This window comes from Aromatoleum sp. (assembly GCF_035254505.1).
Lineage (GTDB): Bacteria > Pseudomonadota > Gammaproteobacteria > Burkholderiales > Rhodocyclaceae > Aromatoleum.
Genome location: NZ_DATFAO010000013.1, coordinates 1 through 19,571, shown reverse-complemented (window position 1 = coordinate 19,571; position 19,571 = coordinate 1). Strand labels below are relative to the sequence as shown.

Here is a 19,571-nt window from a genome sequence, read left to right as displayed (position 1 = left end):
GCGAAGGAGAAAGTCATGGCTGCGAGCGAGCCCCTGATCGACGCCGCGGACGGGCCGGGCGGGCCGGACGAAGGCATGCGGCAACTGACGGCGGCGTTCGCCCGCCTGTCGCGGACCTACGAATTGATCCTGCACGCGACGAGCGAAGGCGTTCTCGGCCTCGATCGGGAAGGGCGCATCAACTACGCGAATGCCGCGGCGGCGCGGATGCTCGGGTGGCAGGTGGAAGACATGCTCGGGCAGACGGTCGACGAGGTGATCGGCCGACGCAGTGAAGACGCAGTCGGTGCCGACGCGATGCCTCCGTGGCGGCCTCCCTTCGTCGGCGAGCAGTCGCGGCGTCGCAGTCAATTCCGCACACAGGGCGGCGCTGACTTCGCCGTCGAATACAGCCTGGCGCTGATCGTCGAGGACGAGAGCTGCGAAGGCGCGGTGCTGGTGTTCAGCGACATCAGCGAACGCGACCGCGCCGAACGCGCCCTGCAGGAGAGCCTCGTCGAACTGCGCGAAACCAACCAGCGCCTATCCGACGCGCGCGACCAGCTGCTGCAGTCCGAAAAGATGGCGGCCATCGGCCAGCTCGCGGCGGGCGTCGCGCACGAGATCAACACGCCGATCGGCTACGTGAAAGCCAACGTCGGCACGCTGGAGCGCAATTTCGGCGACCTGCTGAAGGTGATCGAAGCCTACGAGGAGGCCACGCCGCATCTCGATCCCGCGCACCAGTCGATCATTCGCCGCGAGCGGGACGCGTGCGACGTCGATTTTGTGCGCGAGGATACGCCAGCGCTGCTGAAGGAAACCCAGGCGGGGCTTGCGAGCATCGCGCGCATCGTGCGGGAGCTGATGGATTTTTCCGCGACCGGCGAGCAGGGCGACTGGCAATCGAGCGACCTGCACCCACTGCTCGACGCTGCCGTCGCAGCCTCGGCAAGCCGCACGGGGAGCAAGGCGACGATCGTGCGCGACTACGGCGAGTTGCCGCCGGTCTTCTGCCTCGCCTCCGGCATGCGTCAGGTGTTCGGCAACCTGCTGACCAATGCGATGCAGGCCGTCGCGCCCGAGGGCCGCATCATCATCCGCAGCGCACGCGACGACGGCGGGCGTGTGCGTATCGAGATCGAGGACGACGGTAAAGGCATCGCGCCCGAAAATCTTCCCCGCGTCTTCAACCCTTTCTTCACGACGCGCCCCGTCGGCACCGGCACCGGGATGGGGCTGTCGGTCGCCGACACCCTCGTCCGCCGCCACGGCGGCCGCATCGAGATCGCCAGCGCTTGCGGGCGCGGCACGATGGTGCGCGTCACGCTGCCGCTGGCACAAGAAGGGGCACAGGAAGGGGGGGCGGCGCGCACGGCTTGAGGGACGCGTCCGCCGTCAGCGGCAGATCGAGCGTGAACACGGCGCCGCGGCCCGGCCCGTCACTGTGCGCGTTCAGCGTGCCACCCATCTCGCGCGCCGCCAGCGCGCAGCTGTGCAATCCGAAGCCATGGCCATTCTTGCGCGTCGTGAAGCCGTGGCTGAAGATGCGCGTCAGGTTCTCGGGCGCGATGCCTTCGCCCTCGTCCTCGACGCAGAGGCGCAGCCGCGACGCGGCGGTGCCCTCGTCGACGAGCTCCGCGCGCACCGTCATGCGATGCGTCCGCCCCCCCGTCGCGTCCATCGCCTGCTTGGCGTTGCTGATCAGGTTCACGAGGATCTGCAGCACGCGATGGCGGTCGAGCGGCAATTCCGGCAGATCGGGGATCTCCCTCACGACCGTCACGTCGTGGCGCGCGAGCGATCCTGCGTTCATCCGCAGCGCGTCGTCGACGAGATCGCGGATGCGCACGGGCTCCACGATGCGCGAGGCGCCCGCGTAGGACTGCTGGGTCGCGACCACCTCCTTGATGTGATCGATGCTGTTCGTCAGCCGCCCGAGTTCGTCCAGGATCTCCGCCTGCTCGGCGACGAGCGCCTCCGAGAGCTTCGCCAGATAGCCCGGCAGCAGCCTGCCTTTTTCGTCCTGCGTCAGGAATTCGCCGAGCTCGGCGGCGTGTTCGTTCATCATCGCGACCGCCCGCGCGAGTCCGGCGGCCTTGGATGCGCGCACGCGCCCGCTCACGTGGCCCGCCGAGACATTCACGCTGTTGAGCACGTTGCCGACGTTGTGCAGCACGTTGGTCGCGATCTCCGCCATGCCGGCGTGCCGCGCCGCGTCGACGAGCTCCGCCTGCGCCGCGTGCAACTCGCGTGTGCGTTCTCGGACCCGCTGTTCCAGGGTTTCGTTCGCGTCCTGCAACTGGCGGTTGATGCGCTTGACGACGCCATGGTTGCGGATCGCGCTGTACGCGGCGGGCACGAGCAGGCCGGTCAGCAGCGCCGCGAAGGCGAGCAGGTAGCTCCCGTAGCGATGGCGTTCGATGCTGGCCTGCCCGAATTGGTCGGACAGCAGCGCTTCGATGTCGTCGATGTGGCGATGGATGGAGACGGCCGAGATCTCGTTGAGCAGGCCGATGACGATCCGGTGTTCGCGCAGCACGGTGCGGATGTGAGCCGCGAACAGATCGAGCGGCTCGCGCACCTCCGCCGGCAGCTCGTGCGTGTCGGCGTCGATGCGGCTGAGGGCCGCCTCGACCTTGTCGGCCCTGTCCTCCGAGCCGTCATGGCCGTAGATGAAGGCCGCGAGCAGCAGGTCGTCCGTGTCTTCCGGAACGCGCCGCATTCCCCCCGCCGGCCGTTTGGCCGTCTTCGCCAGTGCCGCATCGACGAGTCCCAGCACGTCGTCCGCGGCGGTCGGAAGAAAGGCCATCGAGTTGCGCAGGATCGAATTGTGGGACTTGAAGTGTTCGATCAGATCCGCCTTTTGCTCGATCGAGCGGTCGAGCGCTTCGATGCTTTGTTCCAGGGCCGAAGGCGCGTCGGTGAGGCCCTCGGCGACCATCGCCCTGAGCTCCGCCACCAGTCGGTGAAACTCGGGTGACGCGGCCACCAGCGCGTCGTAATGCGTATTGATGCCGACGCGCGACTTCAGCGCATCGAGTTCCCAATGCGTGTCGAGGTGTTCGATTTCGCGCAGGTTGGCGAGGTTCTCGAAATGCCGCGACTCGTCGTAGGCGCGGGTCTTCGCATAGAGAAACGCCAGTGCCGACGTCAGTACCGCAACCATCGCGGCGACCGCGAAGTAGATGCGCCGTTTCGGGTGGTTCATTTCGGCCTCCGTGGCCATTCACCCGTGAGGGTTTCGAGGAATTTGACGATCGCGCCCTTGTCGCCGGGCGTTGCGGCGCGGCCGAGCTGATAGCGGAACATGATGTCCACCGCCTCGCCCAGCGTGCGCGCCGAGCCGTCGTGGAAGTAGGGGGCGGTGAGCGCCACGTTGCGCAGGCTCGGCACCTTGAAGACGTTCTTGTCGTCCGCGTCGCCGGTGACCGCGAAGCGGCCGAGATCGGCTTCGGTCGGATTGCCGCGCCGGGCGAAGTAATCGGCCATCACGCCGAACTTCTGGAACATGTTGCCGCCGACGTTCACGCCCTGATGGCAGGTCACGCAGCCGTATTGCTTGAACTTCGTGTATCCGGCCTTCTCCTCGTCGGTGAGCGCGTCGGCGTCCCCGCGCAGGTAGCGGTCGAAGCGCGAATCGGGGGTGATCAGCGTGCGCTCGAAGCTCGCGATCGCATCGACGATGTTCGCCCGCGTGACGCCGTCGGGGTAGCTGCGGGCGAATTCGCTGCGGTAACCGGGGTCGAGCGCGAGCTTGGCGACGACGTCCTCCCACTTCGATCCCATCTCCACCGGATGCTGGATGACGGCGTCGACCTGCGCCTCGAGCGTCGGGGCGCGTCCGTTCCAGAACTGCCGGAAATTGAGCGCGGCGTTGAAGACGGTCGGCGCATTCACCCCCGTCAGGCGGCCGTCGAAGCCGATCGAGCGATCGCGTCCGTCGGTGCCGCCCTTGTCGAGACTGTGGCAGCTTGCGCATGATACTGCGCCGTTCGCCGACAGGCGCGGTTCGTGGAAGAGACGGCGGCCCAGCGCGGCGCGCAGCGGGTCCGCATTCAGGCTCGTCGGCAGCGGTTTGATCGGCTCGCTTTCGAGCGGCGCCGCGAGCGCCGGGGTGACGATGGTCACCAGCACCAGGGCGGCAAGTCTCAGCGGCTGACAGAACACAGCGTTTCCTCCACGCCGATCACGGCGCGATGGGCCTGCAACCATTTCGCCGTGACGGGCGCCGGTTGCGGTTGTGCGAACAGGAAGCCCTGCGCCGTCTCGCAGCCGCAGGACGCGAGGAAGTCCGCCTGGGCGCGGGTCTCGACCCCTTCGGCGATGACGTCCAGCTTGAGCGCCTGCGCGAGTGCCATGATGATGCGCACGATCTGCGCGTCGCCCGCGTCGCGGTCGGCGTTCCTGACGAAGGAGCGGTCGATCTTCAGCACGTCGATCGGCAGGCGGCGCAGGTAGGCGAGGCTCGAATAGCCGGTGCCGAAGTCGTCGACCGCCACCGTCACGCCGATCTCGCGCAGGCGGTCGAACACGCCCGAGATTTCCTCCGGGTTGGCCATGATCACGCTCTCGGTCAGCTCGACGGCGAGGTCCCCCGGGGCCAGTCCGTATTTGCGCGTCAGCCCGCCGATGCGCTCGGCAAGATCGCCTTCCTGCAGTTGCTTGGCCGAGATGTTGACCGCGGTGCGGATCCGTCCAAGCCCTTGCTCCCGCCACGCCTGCGACTGGCGGCACGCCTCCTCGAGCACCCAGTTGCCGAGTTCGTGGATGATTCCCGTCTCCTCGGCGAGCGGAATGAAGTCGTTCGGCGGCACCAGACCGCGCTCCGGGTGGCGCCAGCGCACCAGGGCCTCGACGCCGCAGGGGACGCCAGTCGCGAGCGAGACCCCGGGTTGGTAGAAGACTTCCAGCTCCCCCTTGCGCACGGCGCTGCGCAATTCCATCTCCAGCCGCAGGCGCTGTCCGGCCTTCTCGGTCATCTCCGCTTGGAAGAAGCGGTAGGTGCCGCGGCCAGCCGACTTCGCCGCGTACATCGCTGCGTCCGCGTGCTTCATCAGCGTCACCGTATCGGAGCCGTCGTCCGGGAAGCACGCGATGCCGATCGACGCGCAGACCTGCAGCGTATGGCCATCGAGCTCCATCGGCGCGTTGAGACGGGTGAGGATCTTCTTCGCGAGTCCGGCGCAGACTTCCGGTTCGCCGACCTGTTCGAGCAGGATCACGAACTCGTCGCCCCCCATCCGCGCGACGGTGTCCGACTGGCGCACGCTCTCCCTCAGGCGACGCGCGACCTCCTGCAGCAGCGCGTCGCCGATGTCGTGGCCGAGCGAGTCGTTGATGTGCTTGAAGCGGTCGAGGTCGATGAACATCAGCCCGAGCCGTTCTCCCGCGCGTCGCGCGCCGGCCAGGCCGTGTTCGAGTCGGTCGAGGAGCAGCGCGCGGTTGGGCAGGCCGGTCAGCGGATCGTGGAAGGCGAGGTGGCGGATGTGCTCGTCCTTCCTGCGCAACTCAGTGATGTCGTTGAAGACGCCGACGTAGCGCAGCGCCCGCCCGTCGTCGCCTGCGACCATGCCGATGCTGAGCCATTCGAGGTAGGCCTCGCCGCTCTTCCTGCGGTTCCAGATCTCGCCTTCCCAGCGGCCCTCGCGCAGCAGCGTCTCCCACAGCTCGCGGTAGAACCCCACGGGGTGGCGGTCGGAGCGCAACAGGTTCGGGCTGCGGCCGATCGCTTCCTCGGCCACGTAACCGGTGATCGCGGTGAAAGCCGGATTCACCGACAGGATGGTGCCGGCCGTGTCGGTGATCAGCACGCCGTCCATCGTGTTCTCGAAGACGCTGGCGGCGAGCTTGAGCGCGGCTTCGGCGCGTGCGTGCTCGTCGATTTCCGCCTTCAAGGCATCGTTCGCCTGCTTCAGTTCGTCGGTGCGGCGTTCGATCGCGGCGTCGAGGTCGGCCATCTTGAGCGCCGCGCGCTCGGTCATCTGCCATTTCGCGGTCAGCGCGTCGGCGAGTTGGCGCACCTCGATCGTATCGAAGGGCTTCTTCAGGATCAGCAACCGGTCGCCGACGTCGAGCCGGTTCAGCACCTCATCCCACGCGTAGTCGGAATAGGCGGTGCAGATCACGATCTGCAGCCGTGGATCGGCCTGCCACAGCCGCTCGATGGTCTCGACGCCGTCCCACCCCGGTGGCATGCGCATGTCGACGAAGGCCATCGCGTACGGCCGACCGGCACCCAGCGCCTGGCTGACCTTCGCGAAGCCTTCGTGGCCCTGGTAGGCGGAGTCGAGTTCGAAGGCGAGTTCGGGCTTGCACGCCGGCGCGCCGAAGAGCGCCGCCTCGACCTCGTCCAGCTCCGAGTCGGCCGGCGCATCCACGAGGATCTTGCGGAAATCCTCATGGATGGCCGGCGTGTCGTCGATCACCAGGATGCGACGGTTCTGTAAGCTGTGCATGGATTTTGCCTTCCCCATCGATGCCTGCCGGCGAACCGGCGCTGAATGGCATTAAGCCCCACGCGTGCCGGGGCTGCCGTCGGGAAAGGCGGATTAGCGCGTAGGGGAAGGCTGTTTTCGGGGTCAGGAAATCCCTACAACGAATGGCGACCAGCCGGGACGTTACTGATCGAGCAGACCGTGGCGCATCGCATAGCGCACGAGCTCCGCGTTGTTGTCGATGCCGAGCTTCTGCATCAACCGCGCCTTGTGCGTGCTCACCGTCTTCGCGCTGACATTGAGGCGCTCGCCGATCTCGTTGAGGCTTTGGCCGCGCGCAACGAGCTGCAGCACCTGGTATTCGCGGTCGGAGAGGAGGTCGAGCGGGGGCGCATCGACGTCGGCCGGGCCGCTATCGAAGACCATCGCGTCGACCAGCGCCGGGTCGAGAAAGCGCCCGCCGCCGGCGACCTTGCGCATCGCCGCGAGCAGGATGTCGGGCTCGCAATCCTTCGCGACATAGCCCGCAGCGCCGGCCTTCAGCGCGCGCGACACGACCTGTCCCTCGTTGTGCATCGACAGCACGAGGATCGGCAGGGTGGGGCGCTCCGTGCGCACGCGGCGGATCAGATCGACGCCCGACAGCCCCGGCATCGTCATGTCCATCACCAGCAGATCGCAGCCGCCGCCGCGCACCGCCGCGAGCACCGCTGCGCCGTCGCCGGCTTCGGCGACGACCTGCAGGTCGGACGTGGTCGCGATGATCTGGCGCAGGCCGCTGCGCACGATCGCGTGGTCGTCGGCGATGAGGAGCCGGATCATCGTTCGCCTCCCGCGAGCGGCAGCCAGATGCGCACCTGCGTGCCGCGCCCCGGCTCAGAGACGACGCTCGCCCGTCCCCCCAAGTTGCGCGCCCGCTCGCGGATGCCGAAGAGTCCGAAGGCGCTGCCGCCCACTTCCGCCGCGTCGAAGCCGCACCCGTCGTCAGCGACGGTGAGCTCCATCGCGTCGCCGCTGCAGTTCAGCGTCACGTGTACGTTGCGCGCCTCGGCGTGCCGCGTGACGTTGGTGAGCGATTCCTGCACGATGCGGAAGGCGGCCGTCGCCTGCGCGTCGTCCATCGCGATCTCGGTTTCGGCCTCGAAGCTGCAGTCCAGGCCGGTGCGCCGGCGGAAATCGTCGACCAGCCACTCGAGCGCCGGCACCAGCCCCAGGTTCAGCGCCGCCGGCCGCAACTGCGTCGCCACCTGGCGCACCATGCGGATCGTGCGCTCGATCAGCTCGCGCATCTCGCCGATGCGCTCCTGCGCCGCGTTGTCCGTCGGCAACTCCATGCGCAGCAGCGAGACGTCCATCTTCAGTGCCGTGAGCAGCGAGCCCAACTCGTCGTGGATCTCGCCCGCGATGCGCTTCCTCTCCTCCTCGCGCACGGCGTCGCGGTGCGCCGCGAGCTCGCGCAGCGCGGCTTCCGCCTCCTTGCGCGCGCTGATATCGCGGATCGTGCTGATCACGAGCAGGCCCTCGGGCGTCTCGAGCGGGCTCAGCGACACCGCGACGGGGAATTCCCGCCCATCCCGCCGCCGGCCGAAGAGGGCCAGATCCTCGCCCATCGCCCGCGTGCGCGGCGCCGCGACGTAGGTGCCGGCCGCGCGCATGTGCACGGGGCGAGTGCGCTCGGGCACCAGCATCTCGACCGGCTGCCCCAGAAGCTCCTCGCGCACATAGCCGAACATCTCCTCGGCGCGCGAATTGACGAGCGCGATCTCGCGCTGCGCATTCACGATCACCATCGCCTCGGGCGCCGATTCGAGCACGCCGCGGAACTTGTCCTCCGCCTGCCGGCGCTCGGTGATCTCGCGCTGCAATTGCGCGTTGGCGACCGCGAGCTCCGCGGTGCGCGAAGCCACGCGCTTTTCAAGGCTGCGCTGCAAAGCATGCACGGTGAGGTGAGTCGCCACCCGCATTAACACCTCGCCGTCGAAGAAGGGCTTGGTGATGTAGTCGACGCCGCCGCATTCGAAGGCTTCGACCTTCGCACCGACATCGCCTTCGCCGCTGATGAAGATGACCGGGACGTAGCGGTCGGCCGCTTCCGCCTTGAGGCGGCGACAGGTCTCATAGCCGCTCATGCCCGGCATCATCACGTCGAGCAGCACGAGGTCCGGGTGTTCGCTGCGCGCGACCGCCAGTGCCGTCTCGCCGTCGCCGGCAGTATGTACCCGATATCCCTTGCGGCCGAGCAGGCGCTTCAGGACCGCCTGGTATTGGGGCTGGTCGTCGACCACGAGAATGCTGCTGCCCGCCGCGAGCTGTTCGCGCATCTTGTCCAAGCCACGTCTCCCCGCTCCATGATATCTATATAGACCGGTGCGACCCGGCTGCCGACATTTTCAGCCCGGCGGCCGCAACACGCCCCGCCGTCGTCGCTCACATCCCGTCCCGCTCGAGCGCCTCGCCTGTCGTAAAGAGTTACGGGAACCCGGCGTGACAGCGCCATATCAGATGATGGCGATGCAGCTCCTCGCCGGTCTGTCCGGCGGACCTGCCGGAGTGCCGGGGCTTCACTGATCCGGCATCCGACCGCCGACCACGGCCTGCCGCTCGACGACGGGCCGTGGTCGGCGAGCCGCATCCGCGACTGGCTCGACCGGCGCTGAGCGCATCGCACGACCCGCCGCTTTCTGCGGCGGCGTCGGAGTAGCGCGCGATGTCATCGAAGCGTCTCACCGCTGTCATCTTCGCGTCGCATATTGTCGGATCGTCAATTTGCAGCGAGGATGTCTTGCGCACTGGGATCGGCTTCATCGCATTCGAGCGGCTGCTGTCGGCCCTCGTCCTGGCTTTCATCGCGTGCGCCCTAGTGGGGGGCGCGTGGCACATCCTCGAACGCCCCGTCACCCCGCCCGACTGGGATGGCCAGGTCTCCGGCCTCACCTACAGCGGCTACCGCCCCGGCCAGGGCCCCGCGCAGCACCGCTACCCGAGCCCGGATGAAATCGCGCAGGACATGGCGCTCCTCGCCCCGCACACGCACCGCATCCGCACCTACACCTCGACCGAAGGCCCCGACGTGCCGGCGCTCGCCGCCCGCTACGGGCTCGACGTGATGGCGGGCGCCTGGCTCGGCAAGGACAAGGCCGCCAACGAGCGGGAGCTGAAGGGCCTGATCCGGCAGGCGCGCGGCTACCCCAACGTCTCGCGCCTGATCGTCGGCAACGAAGTCATGCTGCGCGAGGAGATGACCGAGGCGGAGCTGATCGCCGCCGTCGACCGCGTGCGCCGCCACACCCGTCAGCCCGTGTCGGTGGCCGACACCTGGGGCATCTGGCTCGAGCATCCCAAGCTCGCCGCTCACGTCGATTTCATCGCGATCCACATCCTGCCCTACTGGGAAGGCGTCGCGATCGAGGACGCCGCGGCCTACACCCTGAAGCAGCTCCAGCTCCTGCGCACCGCCTACCCGAAGAAGCCGATCGTCATCACCGAGACCGGCTGGCCGAGCCGCGGGCACGTCGAGAACGAGGCCCATCCCACGCCGCAGGCGCAGGCCCGCTACCTGCGCGAATTCCTCCCCCAGGCGCGCGCGCTCGGCATCGACTACTACGTCATCGAAGCCTTCGACGGTCAATGGAAACGCGACGAGGAAGGCCGGCCGGGCCCGTACTGGGGCCTCTTCGACGCCTTCCGCGAGTGGAAGATCCCGCTGACGGGGCCGCTGTGGGTCGACCAGGGCTGGCAGGATCGCGTCGCGCCCGCGCTCGTCGTCGCACTGGCCCTCGGCACGCTGTGGAACTGGGTCTTCGCGCACTGGCGCTGGTGGGCGCGCCTGCTCGCGGTGCTGGCGATGGCCGCCGGCGCGAGCTTCGTCGTCTGGCGCGACATGGCGGACGCGGGCAGCTACGCGCCGATCCAGTCCGCCTTCATCGATCTGGTGCTCCACGGCCTGCTCGGCGTGTCGTTGCTGGTGTTCGCGGTGCAGCTCATCGAGGCGCTCGATGTGCTCGGCACGCGCCGCTGGCGTCGTGCCTTCGGCGTCAGCCCGTGGCCCGCGGAGCAGCCGCTGCCGCTCGTGAGCCTGCACGTCGCGATTTGCAACGAGCCGCCCGAGATGGTGATCGCGACGCTGGAGAGCCTCGAGCGCCTCGACTGGCCCGCGCTCGAAGTGCTCGTCGTCGACAACAACACCCACGACGACCGCCTCTGGCGCCCCGTCGAGGCCTGGATCGCCGAGCGCCCGCAGCGCTTCCGCTTCTGGAGCCTGCCCGTGTGCGAAGGCTTCAAGGCCGGCGCGCTCAACTTCGCGTTGTCGCACACCGACCCGCGCGCCGAAGTGTTGGGCGTCATCGATGCCGACTACCGGGTCGAGCTGAACTGGCTGCGCGAGCTGGTGGGCCACTTCACCGAGCCGCAAGTCGCCGTCGTGCAGGCACCGCAGGCGCACCGGGAGTTCGAGTCGGATCTCCTCGCGCGCAGCGCGAACTGGGAATTCGAAGGCTTCTTCCGTGCCGGCATGCACCACCGCAACGAACGCAACGCCATCATCCAGCACGGCACGATGTGCCTCGTGCGCGCTGCCGCCTTGCGTGAAGCGGGCGGCTGGGCGCAATGGACGATCTGCGAGGACGCCGAACTCGGCCTGCGCCTGATGACGCGCGGCTGGGAGCTGCGCTACGTCGACCGCGTCTACGGCCGCGGTCTGACGCCCGAGCACTTCGCCGCGCTGCGCAGCCAGCGCCGCCGCTGGGCGCTCGGCGCGATGCAGATCCTCAAGGGTCACGCCGGCGCGCTCTTCGCCCGCAGCCCGCTCAGTTGGGGCCAGCGCTACCACTTCATCGCCGGCTGGCTGCCGTGGCTGCAGGAAGCGCTGCAGGTCGCCGTGATGCTGATGTGCGTCGGCTGGACCGCTGGCATGTTGATCGCACCACGCTACGTCGAGCCGCCGATCCCCGGCACGCTTGCGCTGATGCTCGCCATCGTCCTCGCCCGAGCCGCGATCGGCGCCGCCGTCTACGCCACCCGCGTGCGCTGCACCTGGCGCGAATCCTTCGAGGCTGCGATCGCAGCGATGGCGCTCAACTACGCCGTCGCCTGCGGCATCTGGGCGGGCCTGCTGGGCCGCCACGCGCGCTTCATCGTCACCGCCAAAGCCGGCAGCCGCAGCGGCCGCCAGCCGCTGCCGCCGGAAACGAAATGGGCCGTCGCACTGCTCGCCGCCGCCGTCGCGACGCTCGTCCAGAACGGCTTCGGCGGCCGCGAGCCGCTGTGCTGGGCCGCCGCGCTCGTGGTCATGGCGCTGCCGCACTGCGCCGCCCTGTGGTTGAGCCGCGCCTCGCGTCCGGGACGTCCATCGATACAGCCCGTGCCGGCCTCCGGCGTCGACGCCGTGCCCGGTTTGACGTCCCCCGCTTGACGGGCCGCAGTCCGCCAGCTAGTATTCGCGCCCTTCGCCTGCTGCGCTCAAAGGCGCGAATGCGACGAAGCCTTGGTGGTGAAATTGGTAGACACGCTATCTTGAGGGGGTAGTGTCGAAAGACGTGCGAGTTCGAGTCTCGCCCAAGGCACCAGAATTCAGATGAAAAAGGCCAGAAGCCCGAGCAGTAGCGGGATCTGGCCTTTTTCGCATTCCTGCCCAGCACGTTCGGGTGCCGCCTCGAAGGCTCCCGGCCCAGGAGCTGCAGCCGATGCTGACCCTGCACCACGCGCGCAAGCTTGCCGGAAAACTCGGCCCGGGACTCATCACCGGCGCGGCTGACGACGATCCCAGCGGGCTCGCGACCTATTCCCAGGCGGGCGCCCAGTTCGGCGCGGGGCTGCTGTGGACGCTCGCGCTGACGACGCCCTTGATGATTGCGATCCAGATGGTCAGCGCCCGCATCGGCTGGCTGACCGGTCGGGGCCTCGCCGCGAACATCCGCGACCTGCTGCCGCGATGGATGACCGTGAGCCTCGTCGCGCTCCTCGTCTTCGCCAACACGCTCAACATCGCCGCCGACATCGCCGCGATGGGCGAGGCGCTGCAGCTGATCGTCGGCGGGCCCGAGCACGGCCACGCGCTCGTCTTCGGCGCCTTGTGCACGATCTTGCCGCTGTGGCTCAGCTACGAATCGATGGTCAGGGTGCTGAAATGGCTGACCCTCGCGCTGCTGTCCTACGTCGCCGTCGTGTTCATGCTGCACGTGGATTGGGATCACGTTCTCGTCCAGACGCTGATCCCGAACTTCGAGGCGACCGGCGATTACTGGATGGTCGTCGTCGCGGTGCTGGGCACGACGATCAGCCCCTACCTCTTCTTCTGGCAGGCCTCGCAGGAGGCCGAGCAGCGGCGTCAGATCGACCAAGATGCGGCCGTCGCGCCGCTCCTCCGCCAGGGCGCGTTCGCGCGCGAGCACCTCTACCGGATCAAGCTCGACACGGTCGTCGGCATGGTCTTCTCGAACGCCATCGCGTTCTGCGTCATGCTGACCACCGCGATCACGCTCAATCAGCACGGCGTCACCGACGTCCAGACGACCCGCCAGGCCGCGGAAGCGCTGCGCCCGCTGGCGGGCGACTTCACCTTCGCGCTGTTTGCGCTCGGCATCATCGGCACCGGAATGCTGGCCGTGCCCGTCCTCGCCGGATCGGCGGCCTATGCCGTCGCCGACGCCTTCGAGTGGCGGGCGGGTTTCGACCACGACGTAATGGAGGCCAAGGGCTTCTTCGGCGTCGTCGCCGCGTCGACGATCATCGGCACGCTGGTGGACTTCACTCCGCTCGATCCGATCAAGGCACTGATCTGGAGCGCGGTCGCGAACGGCGTGATCGCCGTGCCGATCATGGCGGTCATGATGTGGCTCGGCAGCCGCGTCGAAGTGCTCGGCGACTTCACGCTGTCGCGGCGCCACCGTGTCCTCGGCTGGCTCGCGACGGCCGTGATGGCGGCCGCAGTCGTCGGGATGCTCGTGTCGGCCTGAGCGCGCGTCAGACCGGCCGACGATAGCCGCCGGGCAGCCCGTCGCGCGACATCACCCACTGCCACAACTGGATGTCGCGCGCCCGGAACGCGCCCGCGCAGGACAGCAGGTAGTAGCGCCACATGCGGTGGAAGCGCTCGCCGAGCCGCTCGCGGAAGCGCGGCCACGCGGCCTCGAAGTTCGCGTGCCAGGCCATCAGCGTCTTGTCGTAGTCGACGCCGAAATTGTGCACATCCTCGATCACGAAGAGCCCGTCGGCGGCGTCGCCGATCTGGCCGGCGGACGGCAGGTCGCCGTTCGGGAAAATGTACTTGTCGACCCACGGGTCCGGCGTCAGGTCGCGGCGGTTCTTGCCGATCGTGTGCAGCAGGAACAGGCCGCCGTCCCCGAGGCAGCGGTGCGCCACTTCCATGAAAGTGCGGTGGTTCTTGCGCCCGACGTGCTCGAACATGCCGACGCTGACCACGCGGTCGAAGCGCTCATCGATCGTGCGGTAGTCCTGCAGCCGGAAGTCGAGCGGCAGGCCGGCGTAGCGCTGCTGCGCCCATTCGACCTGCTCGCGCGAGATCGTCACGCCGACGCAGGAGACGCCGTAGCGCTCGGCCGCGAAGCCCATGAAGCTGCCCCAGCCGCAGCCGATGTCGAGCACCCGCATCCCGCGTTCCAGGCCGATCTTGCGGCAGATCAGGTCGAGCTTCGCCTCCTGGGCTTCGGCAAGCGTCTGCGCGCCGCCCGACCAATACCCGCAGGTGTAGGTCATGCGCGGATCGAGCATCGCTTCGTAGAAGTCGTTGCCCAGATCGTAATGCGCCTCGCCGACCTTCCACGCTCGCCGCAGGCTCTGCCGATTCAGCAAGCGCGTGCGCAAGGCATGGAAGGCGAGGCGCAGCGGCTTTACGCGCTGGTCGATATGCGCGCGCAGCAAGCGCTCGAAGAACTGGTCGAGCCGCTCGGCCTCCCAGTGGCCATCGAGATAGGCTTCGCCCAGTCCCAGGCTGCCGAGCGTGAACACGCGCTCCGGCACGCGGTCGTCGAGCAGGCGCAGGTCCCAGGGGCGGCTGCCGTTCAGATGGATACCTGCCGCATCGAGGATTTCGAGCATCAAGCGATGAAGGCTGGATTCTTCCTCAGCCTTCGCCAGCGACTCGTGAGCGTTTTCGTGCGTCATGGATGTTGGCCCCGCGCGCTTGGGGGCGCGGGGCCGCGTCGGCGATTCTGATGATTGATCATAGTCGCCCGTGGATTCGAGTTGCAGCGCGGTAACGCGTCGCAACAAGTCCTGTCAGTCGAGCAAGGTCGACGGCTCGCGATGCTCGTAGCCCAGCGTTTCAGCCACTTCCTTGCAGGTGACCTTCCCGAACGCGACATTCAGGCCCTTCGCGAGATGGGGATTCGCGGCGAGCGCCTCCTTCCAGCCCTTGTTCGCGAGCTGCAGCACGAAGGGCAGCGTCGCGTTGTTCAGCGCGTGCGTTGAAGTCTTCGGGACCGCCCCGGGCATGTTCGCGACGCAGTAATGCAGCACGTGGCCGACCATGTAGGTTGGCTCCGCGTGCGTGGTCGGGCGCGCCGTCTCGCAACAGCCGCCCTGGTCGATTGCGACGTCCACGATCACCGCGCCCGGCTTCATCGCCTTGACCATCTCGGCCGTCACGAGCTTCGGCGCCGCCGCGCCCGGAATCAGGATGCCGCCGATCACGAGATCCGCCCCGAGCACATGGCGCTCGATGTTGTCGCGGTTCGAGAAGACGGTCATCACGCGTGCGCCGAGCTGCGCGTCGAGACGCCGCAACGCGTCGATCTTGCGGTCGATGACGACGACCTGCGCCCCGGTCCCCACCGCGATCTGCGCCGCGTTCGAGCCCACGACGCCGGCGCCGAGGATGACGATCCGGGCCGGTTCCACGCCTGCCACGCCGCCGAGCAGGATGCCCATTCCGCCCTGTTCCTTCTCCAAGCAGTGGGCGCCGGCCTGCACCGCCATGCGGCCCGCGACCTCCGACATCGGCGCAAGCAGCGGCAGGCCGCCTTCCGGCTGCGTCACCGTCTCGTAAGCGATGCACACCGCGCCGCTTGCGACGAGGTCCGCACACTGGGCCGGATCGGGCGCGAGGTGGAGGTAAGTGAAGAGGATCTGCCCGTCGCGCAGCATCGCGCGCTCGGCCGCCTGCGGCTCCTTGACCTTCACGATCATATCCGCGCTCGCGAAGATCTCCGCGGCGGAGTCGACGACGGCGGCGCCGGCCGCGTGGTAATCCGCGTCGCTCGCCCCGATCCCGGTACCGGCGCCGCTTTGTACGACTACCGCGTGCCCGTGCGCCACCACTTCACGCACCGACGACGGCGTCAGTCCGACGCGGTATTCATGGACCTTGATTTCCTTGGGCACACCGATCTTCATGGCCGTCTCCTCATGCGGAAGGCGCAGCGCTTCGGTTGGCGGACGGGGGAACCCTGCGGCGGCCGCCCCGGTCATCCAGTGAACGGGCCGACGTCACGCCGGGCGGGAACGCATGTCGTCACAAGTGCACACAATACGCCTTGTCGCTCCGAATGCACGTGATGTCGTCCGCGGGAATGCGGCAAAGCGATTGCTCTTGCATGCTGAAGGATGGCAGATTCGGGGGCTAATCCGAAGAAGAGAGACAGGACATTGACCATTGAATCCACAAGCCCGCGCGGGTATGCGGGAACCCAGCCCTCGCGCGCCGAAATCGACGCGCTCGACGGGCTCGCAGTGATCGACTTCGGCACCGACTGGTGCGGCATCTGCCGCGGCGCGCGACCGGCGATCGAGGAGGCGCTCGCGCAATACCCGGACGTGCGCCACATCCGCGTCGAGGACGGCCCCGGACGCGCGCTCGGCCGTTCGTTCCGCGTCAAGCTCTGGCCGACGCTGATCTTCCTGCGACAGGGCCGCGAGGTCGAGCGCGTGGTGCGGCCCGCCGGAGCCGGCAACGTTGCCGCAGCGCTCGCACGGCTGGAGGAGGCGGCATGAGGGGCGCCGATTTCAGCGCCCTCGACGATGCTGGACTCAATCTGCAGGCGGTCTTCGATATCGCCGCGCTGCCCGCCGACATCCGCGACAAGCTACGCAGCCGCTTCGATCCCGAAGCCCGTTACCCGCAACTGATCCTCATCGGTCACGCCGGCCGCAGGATGTGGGAACACGTGCGCGCGACGCGCGGCGATTCGGCCCATCCCGTCGACGAGTACAGCGTTGCCACCGTCCAACGCTGGTTCGCCGACGTCTTCCCCGACCGCGACCAGCGCGTGATCTATCCCGGCGACACGGTGCTCGACCTGCTCGCGCTCGGTCGTCTCGCCGGCTGGCATAACCCATCGCCCTTCATGATCGGGATCCAGCAGGACTGGGGCACGTGGTTCGCCTACCGCGTCGTGATGCTCGCAGATAGCGACCTCGCCCCGACCCCGCCGCTCGCCGCCGCCTCCCCCTGTGCGAGCTGCCTGGAACAAGCTTGTGTCGCCGCCTGTCCGGGTGCGGCCGTGTCGAGCGACGGATTCGCTCTCGACAAGTGCATCACCTATCGCTGCCAGCCGTCCTCCGCGTGCAGGCACACCTGCCTCGCGCGCGTCAGCTGTCCGGTCGGCGTGCGTCACCGCTATGACGCAGACCAGCTCCGCCACACCTACACCCTGTCCTTGCAGGCCATCGAGGCCTATTGCCGCCCGGAACGGGGAGGAGGAGCGAAGTGACCGTCCACGGGCGCGCCCTCCATCAACGCGAAGCGCAGATTCCGGCATAGAATGCCGATTGCCTTTTTCGATCCCTTCCAGACCCTGACATGAACGCCGCACTGACTGACGACAAGACCGGACAGGCGCTGAACTCCCAGCGTTTCCAGATGCTGGAGGACATTGCAAAGGAACTGTCCGGGGACCTGATCTTCCCGACCCACTTCGACATCACGCTGCGTCTGCGCGACCTGCTGCGTGACAGCGACGCCTCGGTCCAGCAAATTTCCGCCGCCGTCAGCGTCGAACCGCTCATTTCGAGCAAGTTGATCAGCGTCGCCAACTCCGCGCTCTACGACCGCGGCGCTCCCCCGGTGCGCGACGTGAAGGGCGCGATCCAGCGGCTGGGCATGAAGGTCGTGCGCTCGACGGCGTTCGGCGTCGCGATGAAGCAGTTGCTGCTTGCGAAGGACGTCGCCGACTTCGGCGACCTCAGTCAGCGGCTGTGGCAGCATTCGATCAGCAGCGCCGCCGCCTGCGCCGTCATCGCACGCCATTTCAAGCGTTTCAAGGAAGACGAGGCGATGCTCGCCGGGCTCGTCCACGACCTCGGCGCGAGCTATATGCTCTACCGCGCCTCGCAGTACGAAGAGCTGCGCGCCCGCCCGGAAACCGCGCGCTACCTGATCTGGAAGTGGCACGAGAGCATCGGCGAGTCGCTGCTGCATGCGCTCGGCCTGCCCGACGAAATCGCCGCCGCGTCGCGCGACCACGACCACCCGCGGCCGATCCCCGAGGCGCCGCGCACGCTCGCCGACGTCGTGTTCGTCGGTAACCTGATGGCCGGCGGCCATTTCGAGTGGTTCAACAAGGACTTCGACGCCACGGACGTCAAGAAGGCCGAATTGGGCGAACCCTACGTGTCGATGCAGGATGAAGTGACCGCCTGCACGAAGGAGCTGCAGGCGGTCTTCGGCTGATTGCGCTCGATCAAAGCGCCAGATCGAACACCGTCTCGACGCCTTCGTCCCAGCCGTCCCACAGGAAGTCGTTGGCCTTGCCGTCCGCGATGAGGCGGAAGGCGTAGCGCGTCTGTTCCTCGTAGAAGCCGCAGAAGGCGCCGACCTTGTCCATGCCGCCGTTCATCTCGTGTGCCTCGGCCGGACAGGGCGAGCCGCAGAAGTGGCGGATCGCGCAGCTGTTGCACGGCGCGAAACGGTCGACGTTGCGCTCGGTCACGGTGCGGAACGCGGGCGTCTGCAGCACGTCCTCGACGCGGTCGGTGAAGAGATTGCCGCCGCGGAAGTGGTCCAGTCCGATGAACTCGCTGCACGGGAAGAGCCCGCCGTCCGGCGCCAGCGCGAAGAACGCGCGGCCGCCGCCACAGGGCGAGATGTCGCACATCAGCCGGCGCGCGGTCGGGGCGAGGATCGCGAGCAGGATGTTGGCGAAGTTCGCGACCACCATCTTGCGGCCCGTCTCGCGGTAGAGCTCGTGCGTGCGTTCGAGCGCGCCGATGAAGCTCTTCGCCAGCGCGTCGTCGTCCGGCCTTACCGTGCGGGCGCCGGGCAAGGTGCAGCGCACGGCATTCAACATGCAGGTCGGCACATTGCGCGAGTGGAAAAGTTCGACGAGCGGCACGAGCTGATCGAGGTTCTTCTCGGTACAGGTCGCGATCACGCTCCACGACGAGTAGCCCTGCAAGGCGTCCATCGCGCGCAGCACCTTGTCGTGCACGCTGCTGCCGCTGAAGGTCAGGCGCGTCGCATCGGTCGTCTGCGCCAGCGGGCCGTCGAGCGACAGGCCGATGCTGACGTTGCGCTCGGCGAGGAACTGAATCGCCTTGTCGTCGAGCAGCGTCGCGTTGGTCTGCACGCCGAAGACGTAATCGTCCTTGAACTGGTCGATCGCTTCGAAGAGCGCCGACTGGTTCATCAGCGGCTCGGCGCCGTGGAAGATGATGCGCGGCTTGCGGTCCGCGGGCATCACGGTCGCGAAGTAGTCCTTGAGGCGTGCGAGTGCATCGACCAGGCGGTCGGTCGCCATGTGCTGGCCCGAGCGGCGCATGCCTTCCGGAATGTAGCAGTAGGTGCAGTTGAGGTTGCAGCGCTCGGTCGGGTTCACGTAGACCGCCGAAGGCTTCAGCTCGAAGCGCAGCGCGTGCAGTTCGCGTGCGAAGTCGTCGGCGCGTTCGCGGTAGTTGCGAAGCAGCTCGCCGTCGCCGAGGCTCGCGGCGAGCTGATCCTTGCGCACGAGCGCCCAGAAGGCGGTCGCCGGATCGGTCACTGCCACGTAGTCGGCGTGGCCGATGTCGAGCGGCACGAGACTCGGGCCGCAGCCCGAGTTGGCGTGGCGGCCCGCGGAGGGCGCCAGGGGTTTGTCGAGGACTGCGGCGCTCATCACTTTGCCTTGCGATCCATCAGGATGTAGTGCGACAGACCCACGCCGTCGGCTTCGCAGCGGCGGCGGGTGGCGATGATCGCGGGCTTGGCGGTGTCGGCGGCGGATT

The 19,571-nt window shown here is 67.9% G+C and carries 15 protein-coding genes and 1 tRNA gene; 7 read left to right on the top strand and 9 right to left on the bottom strand.

Annotated features, from left to right (window positions below; all coding sequences use genetic code 11):
* Positions 1–15 precede the first annotated feature (15 nt).
* Positions 16–1,362 carry a two-component system sensor histidine kinase NtrB gene (locus VJ673_RS01680; RefSeq protein WP_324124275.1) on the top strand — a complete coding sequence of 449 codons (1,347 nt, stop codon included), beginning with the start codon at positions 16–18 and terminating at the stop codon, positions 1,360–1,362.
* Here the strand turns inward: VJ673_RS01680 and VJ673_RS01675 are convergent.
* From VJ673_RS01675 to VJ673_RS01655, 5 genes are all read right to left on the bottom strand, one after another.
* Positions 1,304–3,190, bottom strand: a complete 1,887-nt coding sequence (locus VJ673_RS01675) for a DAHL domain-containing protein (RefSeq protein WP_324124274.1) — start codon at positions 3,188–3,190, stop codon at positions 1,304–1,306. The two genes, VJ673_RS01680 and VJ673_RS01675, sit on opposite strands and share 59 nt — an antisense overlap.
* On the bottom strand, positions 3,187–4,149 hold the full coding sequence (locus VJ673_RS01670; protein ID WP_324124273.1) for a cytochrome-c peroxidase: 963 nt from the start codon (positions 4,147–4,149) through the stop codon (positions 3,187–3,189). Before VJ673_RS01670 ends, VJ673_RS01675 begins: the two co-directional genes overlap by 4 nt.
* On the bottom strand, positions 4,131–6,437 hold the full coding sequence (locus VJ673_RS01665) for a GGDEF/EAL domain-containing response regulator (protein WP_324124272.1): 2,307 nt from the start codon (positions 6,435–6,437) through the stop codon (positions 4,131–4,133). Before VJ673_RS01665 ends, VJ673_RS01670 begins: the two co-directional genes overlap by 19 nt.
* A 162-nt stretch (positions 6,438–6,599) precedes the next feature.
* Positions 6,600–7,238, bottom strand: a complete 639-nt coding sequence (locus VJ673_RS01660; RefSeq protein ID WP_324124271.1) for a response regulator transcription factor — start codon at positions 7,236–7,238, stop codon at positions 6,600–6,602.
* A complete protein-coding gene (locus VJ673_RS01655) occupies positions 7,235–8,737 on the bottom strand; it encodes a response regulator (protein WP_324124344.1) in 1,503 nt (500 codons plus the stop codon). The genes VJ673_RS01660 and VJ673_RS01655 overlap by 4 nt, the downstream gene beginning before the upstream one ends.
* 461 nt (positions 8,738–9,198) lie before the next feature.
* Here VJ673_RS01655 and VJ673_RS01650 point away from each other — a divergent pair, with 461 nt between their 5' ends.
* The 3 genes from VJ673_RS01650 to VJ673_RS01640 all read left to right on the top strand — a co-directional run bounded on the left by VJ673_RS01650 (position 9,199) and on the right by VJ673_RS01640 (position 13,369).
* Positions 9,199–11,826 carry a glycosyltransferase family 2 protein gene (locus VJ673_RS01650; protein WP_324124270.1) on the top strand — a complete coding sequence of 876 codons (2,628 nt, stop codon included), beginning with the start codon at positions 9,199–9,201 and terminating at the stop codon, positions 11,824–11,826.
* A 69-nt stretch (positions 11,827–11,895) separates the two neighbouring features.
* Positions 11,896–11,980: transfer RNA gene (locus VJ673_RS01645), tRNA-Leu, on the top strand.
* A 117-nt stretch (positions 11,981–12,097) separates the two neighbouring features.
* Positions 12,098–13,369 carry an NRAMP family divalent metal transporter gene (locus tag VJ673_RS01640; protein WP_324124269.1) on the top strand — a complete coding sequence of 424 codons (1,272 nt, stop codon included), beginning with the start codon at positions 12,098–12,100 and terminating at the stop codon, positions 13,367–13,369.
* 7 nt (positions 13,370–13,376) lie between these two features.
* On the opposite strand, the gene cfa is transcribed toward VJ673_RS01640, so the two are convergent.
* On the bottom strand, positions 13,377–14,537 hold the full coding sequence (cfa, locus tag VJ673_RS01635; protein ID WP_324124268.1) for a cyclopropane fatty acyl phospholipid synthase: 1,161 nt from the start codon (positions 14,535–14,537) through the stop codon (positions 13,377–13,379).
* Positions 14,538–14,651: 114 nt separating this feature from the next.
* Positions 14,652–15,767 (bottom strand): alanine dehydrogenase, encoded by a 1,116-nt coding sequence (ald, locus tag VJ673_RS01630; protein WP_324124267.1) that lies wholly within the window; start codon positions 15,765–15,767, stop codon positions 14,652–14,654.
* Positions 15,768–16,019: 252 nt separating this feature from the next.
* Between ald and VJ673_RS01625 the strand changes: the two genes are divergently transcribed.
* The 3 genes from VJ673_RS01625 (at position 16,020) to VJ673_RS01615 (ending at position 18,042) form a co-directional block, all read left to right on the top strand.
* A complete protein-coding gene (locus VJ673_RS01625) occupies positions 16,020–16,364 on the top strand; it encodes a thioredoxin family protein (RefSeq protein WP_324124266.1) in 345 nt (114 codons plus the stop codon).
* Complete coding sequence (locus tag VJ673_RS01620) at positions 16,361–17,083, top strand: hypothetical protein (protein ID WP_324124265.1); 723 nt, start codon at positions 16,361–16,363, stop codon at positions 17,081–17,083. Before VJ673_RS01625 ends, VJ673_RS01620 begins: the two co-directional genes overlap by 4 nt.
* A gap of 89 nt (positions 17,084–17,172) precedes the next feature.
* Complete coding sequence (locus VJ673_RS01615) at positions 17,173–18,042, top strand: HDOD domain-containing protein (RefSeq protein WP_324124264.1); 870 nt, start codon at positions 17,173–17,175, stop codon at positions 18,040–18,042.
* A gap of 10 nt (positions 18,043–18,052) precedes the next feature.
* Here the strand turns inward: VJ673_RS01615 and cbpB are convergent, their stop codons facing one another.
* Positions 18,053–19,462 (bottom strand): peptide-modifying radical SAM enzyme CbpB, encoded by a 1,410-nt coding sequence (gene cbpB / locus VJ673_RS01610; protein ID WP_324124263.1) that lies wholly within the window; start codon positions 19,460–19,462, stop codon positions 18,053–18,055.
* Positions 19,462–19,539 carry a modified peptide precursor CbpA gene (gene cbpA, locus VJ673_RS01605; protein WP_324124343.1) on the bottom strand — a complete coding sequence of 26 codons (78 nt, stop codon included), beginning with the start codon at positions 19,537–19,539 and terminating at the stop codon, positions 19,462–19,464. The genes cbpB and cbpA overlap by 1 nt, the downstream gene beginning before the upstream one ends.
* Between the last annotated feature and the right edge of the window lie 32 nt (positions 19,540–19,571).

What these genes read in the sequence shown, in the direction of transcription:
- VJ673_RS01675 (WP_324124274.1), bottom strand. Translation starts at nt 3,190, where the DNA reads ATGAACCACCCGAAACGGCGCATCTACTTCGCGGTCGCCGCGATGGTT.
- ald (WP_324124267.1), bottom strand. Translation starts at nt 15,767, where the DNA reads ATGAAGATCGGTGTGCCCAAGGAAATCAAGGTCCATGAATACCGCGTC.
- VJ673_RS01620 (WP_324124265.1), top strand. Translation starts at nt 16,361, where the DNA reads ATGAGGGGCGCCGATTTCAGCGCCCTCGACGATGCTGGACTCAATCTG.
- cfa (WP_324124268.1), bottom strand. Translation starts at nt 14,537, where the DNA reads ATGACGCACGAAAACGCTCACGAGTCGCTGGCGAAGGCTGAGGAAGAA.
- VJ673_RS01655 (WP_324124344.1), bottom strand. Translation starts at nt 8,737, where the DNA reads ATGCGCGAACAGCTCGCGGCGGGCAGCAGCATTCTCGTGGTCGACGAC.
- VJ673_RS01665 (WP_324124272.1), bottom strand. Translation starts at nt 6,437, where the DNA reads ATGCACAGCTTACAGAACCGTCGCATCCTGGTGATCGACGACACGCCG.
- VJ673_RS01660 (WP_324124271.1), bottom strand. Translation starts at nt 7,238, where the DNA reads ATGATCCGGCTCCTCATCGCCGACGACCACGCGATCGTGCGCAGCGGC.
- VJ673_RS01615 (WP_324124264.1), top strand. Translation starts at nt 17,173, where the DNA reads ATGAACGCCGCACTGACTGACGACAAGACCGGACAGGCGCTGAACTCC.
- VJ673_RS01640 (WP_324124269.1), top strand. Translation starts at nt 12,098, where the DNA reads ATGCTGACCCTGCACCACGCGCGCAAGCTTGCCGGAAAACTCGGCCCG.
- cbpB (WP_324124263.1), bottom strand. Translation starts at nt 19,462, where the DNA reads ATGAGCGCCGCAGTCCTCGACAAACCCCTGGCGCCCTCCGCGGGCCGC.
- VJ673_RS01680 (WP_324124275.1), top strand. Translation starts at nt 16, where the DNA reads ATGGCTGCGAGCGAGCCCCTGATCGACGCCGCGGACGGGCCGGGCGGG.